Source organism: uncultured Romboutsia sp. (assembly GCF_958366745.1).
Classification (GTDB): Bacteria; Bacillota; Clostridia; order Peptostreptococcales; family Peptostreptococcaceae; genus Romboutsia; species Romboutsia timonensis.
Genome location: NZ_CATXCO010000052.1, coordinates 1 through 12,606, shown reverse-complemented (window position 1 = coordinate 12,606; position 12,606 = coordinate 1). Strand labels below are relative to the sequence as shown.

Sequence of the window (12,606 nt, the reverse complement as noted above, 5' to 3'; positions counted from 1 at the left end):
CCCACCATGTACCCCAACTGCAGTTGTAGAAATATTAAAACATTATGATGTTGAATTAAATGGTGCTAACGTAGCTGTACTTGGAAGAAGTATGGTAGTTGGCAAACCTGCAGCAATGCTTTTATTAAATGAAAATGCAACTGTTACTATATGCCACTCTAGAACTAAAAATTTAGAAAAAGTAACTTCACAAGCTGATATATTAGTAGCTGCTGTTGGTAGAGCTAAAATGATAAAAGAAAACTCCGTAAAAGAAGGGGCAGTCGTAATTGATGTAGGTATAAATGTTGATGAAAATGGAAATTTATGCGGAGATGTTGATACAGCATCTGTACAAGATAAAGTATCTATGATAACTCCAGTTCCAGCAGGGGTAGGTTCTGTTACAACATCTATACTTGCTAAGCATGTAGTTAAGGCTTGTAAGAATCAAAACAATAAATAATAGATTGTAAGTTTTAGGGGGAATAGAGATGATAATTTCTGAAAATAAGCCTATAAATGAAATCTTAGGATTTTTAAAAAATGTAGAGAAAGTAGTTTTGATTGGATGTAATCAATGTGCTGCAATTTGTAAAAGTGGCGGAGAAGAAGAAGTTCTTAAAATGAAAGAAGCTTTAGAAATAGAAGGAAAAACTGTTTTAGGATACCGTATATTAGACCCAGCATGTAATTTATTAAAATCTAAGAAAGATTTAAAGGAATTAAAATCTGAATTAGCAGACGCAGATGCAGTTTTATCTTTAGCTTGTGGAGATGGAACACAAACTATAGTTAAAAACCTTAAGAATATACCTGTTTATCCAGCAAACAATACTATGTTTATAGGGGAAACAAAGAGAATTGGAGAATTTGAAGAAGCATGTAAGGCTTGTGGAGATTGTGAACTTGGATGGACTGGTGGAATATGTCCTGTAACTATGTGTGCTAAAGGATTAATAAACGGTGCATGTGGTGGAGCTAAAAATGGCAAATGTGAAGTAAGTCAAGATAATGATTGTGCTTGGGTAAAGATATATGAACGATTAAAAGATATAGATCAATTAGATAATCTCTTAGAAATAAGACCGATGAAGGATTATTCTAAACAAAATAATCCAAGAAGTCTAAATTTAAAAGAAAAACAAAATCAAAAAACTACTGCTAAAGCATAAGAATTTCTAAAAGGTTAAAAAGGAGGATATTTTTAATGAGCTTATTAAGAGAAACATTAGAAAGTGGAAAGTTTGCAGTTACAACTGAGATGGCACCTCCAAAGGGAACAGACCTTTCACATTTGATCGAATGTGCTAAACCACTAGTGGGAAGAGTGCATGCAGCTAATGTTACGGATTTTCAATCTGCAGTTATGAGAACCACTTCACTTGCTACATGTAAATTATTAAAGGATGTTGGATTAGAGCCAGTATTACAAATGACTGGTAGAGATAGAAATAGAATAGCTATACAAGGAGAAATGCTATCTGCTGGTGTATTTGGAATAAAAAATATGTTAGCTTTAACTGGTGATCATACAGTAGTTGGAGATCATCCACAAGCTAAGGGTGTATTTGATTTAGATTGTATAGGTATACTTCAAACAGCTGAAACATTAATGGGAGGAAAAGACTTAGTTGGAAATGAACTAAAAGGTTCTCCAGAATTTTATTTAGGAGCTTCAGTTACTCCAGAGTATGCTCCAATAGAAATACAATTAATGAAGATGCAAAAGAAAATAAATGCAGGGGCTAAGTTTTTCCAAACTCAAGCTGTATATGATATAGAGCATATGAGAAAATTTAGAAAATTAACTAAGCATATGGACTGTAAGGTATTAGCTGGGATAGTACCTTTAAAATCTCCTGGAATGGCTAAGTTCATGACTGCCAATGTTCCTGGTATATTTGTTCCAGATGAACAAATAGAAAGATTAAGAGCTGCAGGAAAAGAAAACTGGGTATCAGAAGGTATAAAGATGGCAGGAGAATTCATAAGACAATTAAAAGAAGAAGATTTATGTGACGGTGTTCATATAATGGCAATCGTAGCAGAAGAAAATGTTCCAGCTATATTAGATGAAGCTGGATTATAAAAAATAAAGAATTCTAAAATTAATTGTGATATGGGGGAATGGATATGAAAATAGCAGTAATTGGTGGAGGTCCAGGAGGATACGTTGCAGCAATAAAAGCAGCTATGCTTGGAGGAGATGTAACAGTTATAGAGAAAAAGAAAGTAGGAGGTACTTGCTTAAATGTAGGTTGTATACCGACTAAAGCGTTACTTGCATCTTCTTCAATGTTAATGAATATAAAAGAGGCAAAAAACTTTGGAATAAATATAGATGGAAAAGTTAATGCAGATTTTAGTGCTGTAATGTCTAGAAAAGATAAGATAGTAGATCAATTAATAAGTGGAATAGAATTTTTATTTGATAAAAGAGGAATAAATTTAGTAAATGGATTTGGTAAGCTTATAGATAAGAATACTATAGAAGTTACAAAAGAAGATGGAGAGATAGAAATTATAAAAGCTGATAAAATAATATTAGCTAATGGATCTGTTCCAATAGTACCGCCAATGTTTCCATATGATAAAAAGCGTATAATCACTAGCGATGAAGTGCTAGGGCTTTCTGAATTACCTGAGTCTATGTTGATAATAGGTGGAGGGGTAATAGGATGTGAAATAGGTCAGTTCTTTAGTACTTTAGGCACTGAAGTTACTATAGTTCAAAGAGGAGAACAACTATTACCATTTGAAGATAAAGATGTTGTAAAACAGTTGCAGAGACAATTTAAAAAGGATAAAATTAAAGTATTACTAAATAGTGGAGTTGATTCTTGCGAAGTAGTGGGGGACGAAGTAGTATCAACTTTATCAGACGGAAAAAAAGTAAATACTCAATATGTATTAGTTGCAATAGGTAGAAGACCTAATATTGAAAACTCTGGAATTGAAGAATTAGGAATAGAGTTAAACAGAGGTAAAATAGTGGTTAATGAAAATCTTGAAACAAGTGTAGAAGGTATATACGCAATAGGAGATTTAATAAACACTCCAATGCTTGCACACGTTGCATCTAAAGAAGGAATAATTGCTGTAGAAAATGCTTTTGGTAAATCTAAAACAGTAGATTATACAGCAGTTCCAAGATGTGTATATACTGAACCGGAAGTTGCTGCTGTTGGAAAAACTCAAAAGCAGTTAGATGCTGAAGGGGTTGAGTATAATGTAGGTCAGTTTGAATTTAGAGGATTAGGTAAAGCTCAAGCTATAGGTCATACACAAGGATTTATAAAAGTTCTTGCAGATAGTGAAGATAAAATAGTAGGGGCATCAGTAGTAGGTCCTCATGCAACAGATTTATTAACAGAATTATCACTTGCAGTACATTTGGGGTTAACTGTAGAGCAAGTAGGAGATGTTATACATGCACATCCAACATTATCAGAAGGTCTAATGGAAGCTCTTCATGATGTTCATGATGAATGTGTTCATGCAGCTCCAAAATTAACTAAGGCAAAGGCTTAATACAAAACAGAGTAAATTAAAAGCTCTGTTTTGACAAATAAAAAGGGGGAAATCTTAATATGGGATATAATATAGCAGTAGCAGGTAAAGGTGGAACTGGAAAGACTAGTCTTACAGGGCTTTTAGTTAATAACTTAACAACTAATAACAAAGGGCCAGTACTAGTTGTTGATGCAGATGCAAATGCTAATATAAATGAAGTATTAGGTATAGAAGTTGAAACTACTATAGGTTCAATCAGAGAAGAAGTTAACCAAAGAGAAAAACAAGGGAATGCTTTTCCAGGTGGTATGACTAAAGCTCAATACTTACAATATAGATTAAATACTTGTTTAGCAGAAGGTGACGGATATGATCTAATTGTAATGGGACGATCTGAGGGGGAAGGTTGTTACTGTTACGTAAATGGAATATTAAGAGAGCAAACTGATAAACTATCAGATGCTTATGAGTATTTAGTTATAGATAATGAAGCTGGAATGGAGCATTTAAGTAGAAAAACAACTAAACATATAGATAAACTTTTATTAGTTAGTGATTGCTCAAGAAGGAGTGTTCAGGCTGTTGCTAGAATTAGAGATTTAGCAAGAGAATTAAATTTAAGTGTAGGAGATATATACTTAATTGTAAATAAAGCTCCAAATGGAGAATTAAATGAGGGAATAAAAGAAGAAATAGATAAACATAATTTAAATCTTATAGGTGTAGTACCTATGGATGAAATGATATATGAGTATGATTCTTCAGGAATACCATTAGTTAACTTACCTGAGGATTCAAAGGCTAAGATAGCTATAAATGATATAATGGCTAAATTAGAGTTAAATTAGGCTTAAGGGGGAAAAAACTATGGCATTTAAGATGTCTGTTCAAAAATATTCTGGAAAGATATCAGAAGTAGAAATAGGGAAAGGGGAAAAAGCGATAAAAATAGGTGGAGAAAGTACTTTACCATTTTATAGCTTTGATGGAAATATTGGAAATACTCAAAAAGTAGGAGTAGAAATGTTAGACGTTTATCCAGAGGGATGGACTAATGAATTTAAAGAAATGTATAAAGATGTTTGTGATTGTCCAGTAAAATGGGCTAAATACATAGAGGAAAATTTAAAAGCAGACTTTATATGTTTAAAGCTTGAAAGTTCTGATCCAAATGGACTTGATAGAAGTCCAGAAGAATGTGCTGAAGTTGCTAAAAATGTAGTTGAATCAGTTAGCCTACCTGTTGTTATAGCAGGGTGTGGAAATCATGAAAAAGATGCTAAGGTATTTGAAAAAGTATCTCAAGATGTTGATGGAAATAACTGTTTATTTTTAGCGGCTACAGAAGATAACTATAAGGCAGTTGGAGCTGCAACTACTATGGCATATAGTCACAAAGTAGTAGCTGAATCTTCTGTTGATATAAACCTAGCTAAACAATTAAACGTATTATTAACTCAATTAGGTGTTAAACCTGAGAATATAGTTATGCAAATTGGATGCTCTGCTGTTGGCTATGGATATGAGTATGTTGCATCTACTATGGATAGAATTAGACTTGCTGCATTTGGTCAAAATGATAAAACATTACAAATGCCTATAGTAACTCCGGTTTCATTTGAAACTTGGCATGTTAAAGAATCTATAGCAAGTATTGAAGACGAACCACAATGGGGTCCGGCAGAACAAAGAGGTATAAATATGGAAGTGTCTACTGCAACAAGTGCTTTAGTTGGTGGAGCAAATGCAGTTATACTTCGTCATCCAAAATCAGTAGAAACTATAAAAGAATTAGTTAGTGCATTATCTTAATTAAATTGTAAGGTTAGGGGGAAAAATAATGGCATTAAAAGCTTTAGATATATTTAAATTAACACCAAAGAAAAACTGTAAGGACTGTGGATTTCCAACTTGTATGGCTTTCTCTATGAAAGTTGCTTCAGGAGCGGTAGAAGTAAGTAAGTGTCCACATATGTCTGATGATGCAATAGCAAAATTATCAGAAGCAACAGCTCCTTTAATGAGAGCTTTAAAAGTAGGAAGCGGAACTTCTGAATATGAATTGGGTGCTGAAACAGTATTATTTAGACACGAAAAAACATTAGTAAATAGAAATAGATATGCAGTAGCATTTGATGATTCTATGACTAATGAACAAATAGATTTTAAAATAGCTAACATAAAAGCTGTTAACTATATAAGAATAGGCGAAGAAATGAAAGCTGAAATGATAGTTTTAGAATACCGTGATAATAAAGAAGGATTCTTAAACTTAGTAAATAGAGTTAATGAAAGTGGATTAGATGTAACTCACATAATAGTATGTGAAGACGTAGATATATCTAAAGAAGCTATAGAAATATTAAAAGATAAAAAACCAGTAGTTTATGGAGCTAATAAAGAAAACTACAAGGGAATGGTTGAATTAGTAAAAGACATTAAATTAGCTTTAGGTGTAAAGGCTGCTAACTTAGAAGAGTTATATGCTACAATAGAAGCAATTCAAGGATTAGGATATAGAGAGTTAATATTAGATGTAACTGGAGAAAATATAAAAGATACATTTACAAATGCTGTTCAAGTTAGAAGAATAGCTTTAAAAGAACAAGACAGAACATTTGGATACCCATCAATAGTATTTGCAAATAAACTATCAAATAATGACCCACAAATGGAAGTGGCCCTATCATCAATGTTTACAATAAAATATGGATCTATAATAGTAATAGATGACATAGATTACTCAAAAGCATTACCATTATTCGCATTAAGACAAAATATATATACTGACCCACAAAGACCAATGAGAGTAGAACCAAAAGTATATTCAATGAATAATGCAGATGAAAATTCACCAGTAATGGTTACTGTTGACTTTGCATTAACATACTTCATAGTATCTGGAGATATAGAAAGATCTAAAGTTCCAGTATATTTAGCAATACCAGATGCAGGAGGATATTCTGTATTAACTGCTTGGTCAGCAGGTAAATTTAGTGGAAGTAGCATAGCTAAATTTATAAAAGAAAGTAAAATAGAAGATATGACTAAGAATAGAGATTTAATAATACCAGGAAAAGCTGCTGTATTAAAAGGAGATATAGAAGATAATTTACCTGGATGGAATGTAATAATAGGAACAGAAGAATCTATGGAAATACCGAAGTTCTTAAAAGAGTATAAAGCTAAGCAAGATGAAGCTGTAGCAAATGCATAGTATATAAATTCAAATTGTAACTAAATATTATTTAACTACTGTTACAAAATATAATAAGTAATTTATAGGGGGGATAAATCAAATGGAAAAGTTTATGATAATAGGTGAAAGAATACACTGTATATCACCAATAATAAGAAAAGCTTTAGCTGAGAGAAATCCTGAACCAATACTAAAAAGAGCTAAGGAGCAATTAGAAGCTGGCGCACACTATATAGATTTTAACATAGGTCCTGCCGAAAGAGATGGAGAAGAGTTAATGACTTGGGGAGTTCAATTACTACAAAAAGAGTTTAATAATGTTCCTTTAGCTTTAGATACTGCAAATAGAAAAGCTATAGAAGCAGGACTTAAAGTATATAATAGAACTCATGCAAAACCAATAATAAACTCAGCTGATGCAGGTTCAAGACTAGATTTAATAGATTTAGCAGGCGAATATGAAGCTAAGGTTATAGCTTTATGTGCTAAAGAAGGTATACCAAAAGATAACGATGAGCGTATGGTTTACTGCCAAGAAATGTTAGAGAGGGGTCTAATGGCGGGATTAGAGCCTGAAGATATGCTATTTGATCCATTATGCTTAGTTATAAAAGGAATGCAGGATAAGCAAGTAGAAGTTTTAGAAGCTATAAGAATGATGACTGAAATGGGATTATTAACTACAGGAGGGCTATCTAATGTATCTAATGGGTGCCCAAAATATGTAAGACCAATACTTGATAGTGCATTTTTAGCAATGGCTATGGCAAATGGATTTAGTTCAGCTATAGCAAATCCTTGTGATGAACAATTAATGAGAACAGTAAAATCTTGTGACATAATAAGAGGAGCGTCTCTATATGCAGACTCATTCTTAGAGTTAAATGAAGGTTCATTTGCATTTAACGTATAAGATATAAAAATATAATTGAAGAAGTCTAAAAAGGGGGAAATATAGAGTGAACTTATATAATATAATTTTTACGGGATCAGAGCAAGCTTTAGAAGCTGCAAGGGGATTATTAAATCAAGCGATAGAATCAAATGGAAGAGATCATAAAGTAGCATTCCCTGATACTGCATACTCATTACCTTGCATATATGCAGCTACAGGAAAAAAAATGAACTGTTTAGGAGACTTAGAAGGTGCCCTTGAAATAGTAGAAAGCTTAATAAATAAAATTCATTTATTAGAACATGCCTTAAATTCAGGTTTAGCTACAGCGCTTGCAGCTGAAGTTATAGAAGCTATAAAATATGCAACTAGTGATGCCCCATACAGTGAGCCGTGTGCAGGTCATATAACTGATCCTATAATAAGATCACTTGGTGTTCCGCTAGTTACAGGAGATATACCAGGGGTTGCAGTTATTCTTGGAGAATGCCCAGATTCTGAAACTACAGCTAAAATAATAAAAGATTACCAATCTAAAGGTTTACTTACTTTCTTAGTTGGTAAAGTAATAGATCAAGCTATAGAGGCTGAAGTAAAAATGGGGCTAGAACTAAGGGTTATACCTTTAGGTTATGATGTAACATCTGTTATACATGTTGTATCTGTTGCAGTAAGAGCCGCATTAATATTTGGAAATTTAACTCCAGGAGATTTATCAGGATTATTAGAATATACTGCTAAGAGGGTTCCAGCATTTGTAAATGCATTTGGACCACTAAGTGAATTAGTTGTATCTGCTGGAGCTGGAGCTATAGCTTTAGGATTCCCAGTTATAACGGACCAAACAGTTTCAGAAGTACCAATGAAATTATTAACTCAAAAGGATTATGATAAGTTTGTAGCCACTTCATTAGAAGCTAGAGGAATAAAAATAAAAATAACAGATATACCAATACCTGTATCATTTGCAGCTGCATTTGAGGGTGAAAGAATTAGAAAGAACGACATGTTTGCTGAATTTGGTGGAAATAAAACTGAAGCTTGGGAACTTGTTATAAAGAGAGAATTAAGTGAAGTTGAAGACCATAAAATATCAGTAATAGGTCCTAATATAGATGAAGTAGAAACAAATGGAGTAGTAAGATTACCACTTGCTATTATAGTTAACATAGCTGGTAAATCAATGCAAGATGACTTTGAACCAGTTCTTGAAAGAAGATTACATTATTTTTTAAACTATATAGAAGGTGTAATGCATGTTGGTCAAAGAGATATGTCTTGGATAAGAATATCTAAAGATGCTTATGAAAAAGGATTTAGATTAGAGCATATAGGAGAAGTTTTATATGCTAAAATGAGAGATGAATTTGAGTCTGTTGTTGATAAGTGCGAAATAACAATAGTAACAGATGCTCAAAAAGTTTCTGAATTAAAATCTCAAGCTATAACTAGATATGATGCTAGAGATGAAAGATTAGCTTCATTAGTAGATGAAAGCGTTGAAGAATTTTATTCTTGTAACCTTTGCCAATCTTTCGCACCAGCACATGTTTGTGTTGTCACTCCTGAAAGACTTGGACTTTGTGGAGCAGTTAGTTGGTTAGATGCTAAGGCTACTAAAGAATTAGATCCAACTGGACCTTGCCAACCTATAGTTAAAGGACAATGTCTAGATGATAGATTAGGAAAATGGAAAGCAGTTAATGATACAGTATCTAAAATATCTCAGGGAGCTGTTGAAAATGTTACATTATACTCTATACTTGAGGATCCAATGACTTCTTGTGGATGCTTTGAATGTATTTGTGGTATAATGCCTGAAGCTAACGGATTTATTATAGTAAATAGAGAATTCTCTCAAATAACTCCTGTTGGTATGACATTTGGAGAACTTGCTTCTATGACAGGTGGAGGGGTTCAAACTCCAGGATTCATGGGGCACGGAAGACATTTCATATCTTCTAAAAAGTTTGCTTATGCAGAAGGTGGACCAGAAAGAATAGTTTGGATGCCAAAAGAATTAAAAGACTATGTAGCTGATAAATTAAATGCTACAGTTAAAGAAATGACTGGTATAGAAAACTTCACAGATATGATATGTGATGAAACTATAGCTAGTGATTCAGAAGGAGTATTAGCATTCCTAGAAGAAAAAGGTCACCCAGCATTATCAATGGAATGTGTAATGTAATTTAGTATACTAGGAGGATTACTGTGAAAGTTATACCAAATTTAAAATATACTGACAAACATGAATGGGTTAAAATTGATGGAGAATTTGCCTACATAGGAATAACAGCTTATGCTCAAAATCAATTAGGAGAAGTATTATTTGTCGAAATGCCAGAAGTTGGAGATGAATTAAACCAAGGTGAAGAGTATGGAGTTGTTGAATCTTCAAAAGTAGCATCAGACTTAATAGCTCCTTTATCTGGAGAAGTTGTTGAAATAAATGAAAGATTAGATGATGAACCAGAATATATAAATGAAGATCCATATGATGCATGGATAGTAAAAGTTAGGGTAGCTGATGAAGATGAGTTAGAAAACTTATTAAATTCAGATAGTTACGAAGCTAGTATAGACTAATTTAAATAAGAGTATGAAAGGGGTGAGTGCACACAAACCTTTTATGCTCTTTCTTGATACCGGTGATATAACATATGCTAAAATTATATTAGAAAAGCATATTGGGGGATTTAGATATGGTGAAAGTGACTTTTACATCGCATAATAAAGAGATTTATTGTAATAAAGGGGATAAATTACTAGATGTTGCAAGGAATGCAGATATATTTATAGATGCACCTTGTAATGGAAATGTATCTTGCGGTAAGTGCAAGGTAAGGCTAATTAAAGGTAAAGTTGATACAGAGAAAACTCATCATATAAAAGATGAAGAATGGAATCAAGGATATATATTAGCATGCAATACAAAAGTAATAGAAGATATTGATATAGAAGTACCTTCAAAACTATCATCATCTATGTATGGAATGAAAATAGAAGGTAGTGATAATAGAAAAGATAAGGAAGTTTTTGATAGAGCAAAAAAAATAATTAAAGAAAATAACTTTAAATTTGAGACTAATATTGAAAAAACTTACATAGAGTTAGATGAACCAACACTAGATGATAATATAAGTGATATTGATAGAATAGAAAGACATATAAGAAACAGTTTGGGATATAATGAAATAGACTTTACTATAGATTTATTAAGAAAAGTACCAACAGTTATAAGAAAAGATAATTTTAAAGTAACTATAACCTACATTAAAAAGAAAAATAAAATAACTATACTTAATATAGAATCAGGAAACACAGAGAATAAACTTTATGGAGTTGCTATAGATATAGGAACAACATCTGTAGTTGTATGTTTAGTTGATTTATATACAAAAGAAATTTTAGATAAAGCTTCATCTGGAAATGCACAGATAAAATATGGGGCAGATGTTATACATAGAATTGTATACTCAACAAAGAAAAATGGATTAAAAGAATTAAATGAAGCTATAGTAGAAGATACTATAAATCCATTATTAAATTCTATATATACTAAACATAATGTAGATAAAGATAATGTGGTTAGCCTTGTAGTAGCAGGTAACACTACTATGAGTAGTTTATTTTTAGGTGTATACGCAGATTTCTTAAGACAAGAACCATTCATACCACCATTTTTAAAATCTCCTAAATTAATAGGAAAAGATGTAAGATTAAATATTAATGACAGTGCACAGGTATTTTTATCACCTTCTGTAGCAAGTTACTTAGGAGGAGATATTACAGCAGGTGTATTATCTTCTGGTATTTGGTCTAGCGAAGAAAATGTGCTATTTATTGATTTAGGTACTAATGGAGAAATAGTATTTGGAAATAAAGATTATATGATGAGTTGTGCTTGTTCTGCAGGTCCTGCATTTGAAGGTGGAGGAATAAGTTGTGGAATGAGGGCTTCCAATGGAGCTATAGAAAAGGTAAAAATAGATGAAAAAACTTTGAATCCAACTCTTACAACGATAGGTGATGCGGATCCAATAGGAATATGTGGCTCAGGTATAATAGATTTAATATGTCAAATGATACTTACAGGAATAATAGATAGAAGAGGAAAAATACATAGAGATATAGACAATAGAAGGATAAGATTTAATGAGTATGAAATGGGAGAATATGTATTAGCATTTAAAGAAGAATATAACTTAGAACAGGATATAACTGTAAATGAAGTTGATATAGATAATTTTATAAAAGCTAAAGGAGCTATATACTCAGGGGCTTCAGTTTTAATAGAAAGTTTAGGTATGGATTTTAGCGTAATAGACAAAGTATATATAGCTGGTGGAATAGGAAATAACTTAAATATAGAGAACTCAATATTAATAGGATTACTTCCTGATATAGAAAGAGAAAAGTTTGTATATATAGGTAATAGCTCATTAGTAGGTTCTTATTTAGCATTGATAAGCAAAGACGCAAAGAAAAAGGTACAAGAAATAGGTACTGAAATGACTTATGTAGAATTAAGTGTATACCCTACATATATGGATGAATTTATATCAGCATGTTTTTTACCACATACGAATATAGAACAATTTCCAACAGTTAAAGCAATACTAGGAGAGTAAATTTTAAAAATAAGGTTGAATTATATATGGTTAAATTTGATTGACTTTTTATAAAATAGGGTGCTATACTCAAGGTATAAATGAATAATAAAAAACGAAATCATGAAGGTTTCTTTAGTGTATGGAAATACCTGAAGAAACCTTTTTTGCTTACTATAACTTTTTATGCATCAAAGAGGTGTAAATGGTTTTAGAGGAGTGAAAAAATATGTTTTTGAGCGAGGATATATCGTTGGTGAAATGAAGTGTTTCGCCGACACGTCGCTCAAGCGAATCGAATTTTAGTACAATTTAAGGGGGAAAAAATATGTGTGAATCTGCAGCTTATATTTTAAAGGAAGATGGAATGGAGAGGATAATGGACAATGTTGTTAGTGTAGATC

General features: G+C 32.1%; 11 protein-coding genes. All 11 read left to right on the top strand.

All coding sequences use genetic code 11. The annotated features are described in order from the left end of the window. On the top strand, positions 1-445 hold a 445-nt coding region (locus tag Q5F54_RS05510; protein WP_369124052.1), incomplete at its 5' end, for a bifunctional 5,10-methylenetetrahydrofolate dehydrogenase/5,10-methenyltetrahydrofolate cyclohydrolase. Between the two features lie 28 nt (positions 446-473). After that, a complete protein-coding gene (locus Q5F54_RS05505) occupies positions 474-1,154 on the top strand; it encodes a methylenetetrahydrofolate reductase C-terminal domain-containing protein (RefSeq protein WP_281538423.1) in 681 nt (226 codons plus the stop codon). A 35-nt stretch (positions 1,155-1,189) separates the two neighbouring features. Beyond that, positions 1,190-2,071, top strand: coding sequence for a methylenetetrahydrofolate reductase (locus Q5F54_RS05500; RefSeq protein ID WP_302334072.1), 882 nt, complete (start codon positions 1,190-1,192; stop codon positions 2,069-2,071). Positions 2,072-2,115: 44 nt separating this feature from the next. Beyond that, positions 2,116-3,513, top strand: coding sequence for a dihydrolipoyl dehydrogenase (lpdA, locus tag Q5F54_RS05495; protein ID WP_281538425.1), 1,398 nt, complete (start codon positions 2,116-2,118; stop codon positions 3,511-3,513). A gap of 59 nt (positions 3,514-3,572) precedes the next feature. Next, complete coding sequence (locus Q5F54_RS05490; RefSeq protein WP_071119423.1) at positions 3,573-4,343, top strand: AAA family ATPase; 771 nt, start codon at positions 3,573-3,575, stop codon at positions 4,341-4,343. Positions 4,344-4,362: 19 nt separating this feature from the next. After that, a complete protein-coding gene (gene acsD / locus Q5F54_RS05485) occupies positions 4,363-5,307 on the top strand; it encodes an acetyl-CoA decarbonylase/synthase complex subunit delta (RefSeq protein WP_302334071.1) in 945 nt (314 codons plus the stop codon). Between the two features lie 28 nt (positions 5,308-5,335). Further along, positions 5,336-6,712, top strand: coding sequence for an acetyl-CoA decarbonylase/synthase complex subunit gamma (acsC, locus tag Q5F54_RS05480; protein WP_281538427.1), 1,377 nt, complete (start codon positions 5,336-5,338; stop codon positions 6,710-6,712). 82 nt (positions 6,713-6,794) lie between these two features. After that, positions 6,795-7,607 carry a carbon monoxide dehydrogenase/acetyl-CoA synthase methytransferase subunit gene (acsE, locus tag Q5F54_RS05475; RefSeq protein ID WP_281538428.1) on the top strand — a complete coding sequence of 271 codons (813 nt, stop codon included), beginning with the start codon at positions 6,795-6,797 and terminating at the stop codon, positions 7,605-7,607. Positions 7,608-7,653: 46 nt separating this feature from the next. Beyond that, positions 7,654-9,780, top strand: a complete 2,127-nt coding sequence (gene acsB, locus Q5F54_RS05470) for an acetyl-CoA decarbonylase/synthase complex subunit alpha/beta (protein ID WP_281538429.1) — start codon at positions 7,654-7,656, stop codon at positions 9,778-9,780. A gap of 23 nt (positions 9,781-9,803) precedes the next feature. Beyond that, the gene (gcvH, locus tag Q5F54_RS05465) at positions 9,804-10,178 is read left to right on the top strand and encodes a glycine cleavage system protein GcvH (protein ID WP_071119428.1); all 375 of its coding nucleotides are present in this window, start codon (positions 9,804-9,806) and stop codon (positions 10,176-10,178) included. Positions 10,179-10,294: 116 nt separating this feature from the next. Then, positions 10,295-12,223 (top strand): corrinoid activation/regeneration protein AcsV, encoded by a 1,929-nt coding sequence (gene acsV / locus Q5F54_RS05460; protein ID WP_302334070.1) that lies wholly within the window; start codon positions 10,295-10,297, stop codon positions 12,221-12,223. The last annotated feature ends 383 nt before the right edge of the window (positions 12,224-12,606 follow it).

Excerpts from the sequence above, each read along its gene's own strand:
- acsE (WP_281538428.1), top strand. The coding sequence starts at position 6,795 with ATGGAAAAGTTTATGATAATAGGTGAAAGAATACACTGTATATCACCA.
- lpdA (WP_281538425.1), top strand. The coding sequence starts at position 2,116 with ATGAAAATAGCAGTAATTGGTGGAGGTCCAGGAGGATACGTTGCAGCA.
- acsD (WP_302334071.1), top strand. The coding sequence starts at position 4,363 with ATGGCATTTAAGATGTCTGTTCAAAAATATTCTGGAAAGATATCAGAA.
- Q5F54_RS05505 (WP_281538423.1), top strand. The coding sequence starts at position 474 with ATGATAATTTCTGAAAATAAGCCTATAAATGAAATCTTAGGATTTTTA.
- acsV (WP_302334070.1), top strand. The coding sequence starts at position 10,295 with ATGGTGAAAGTGACTTTTACATCGCATAATAAAGAGATTTATTGTAAT.
- Q5F54_RS05500 (WP_302334072.1), top strand. The coding sequence starts at position 1,190 with ATGAGCTTATTAAGAGAAACATTAGAAAGTGGAAAGTTTGCAGTTACA.
- Q5F54_RS05490 (WP_071119423.1), top strand. The coding sequence starts at position 3,573 with ATGGGATATAATATAGCAGTAGCAGGTAAAGGTGGAACTGGAAAGACT.
- acsC (WP_281538427.1), top strand. The coding sequence starts at position 5,336 with ATGGCATTAAAAGCTTTAGATATATTTAAATTAACACCAAAGAAAAAC.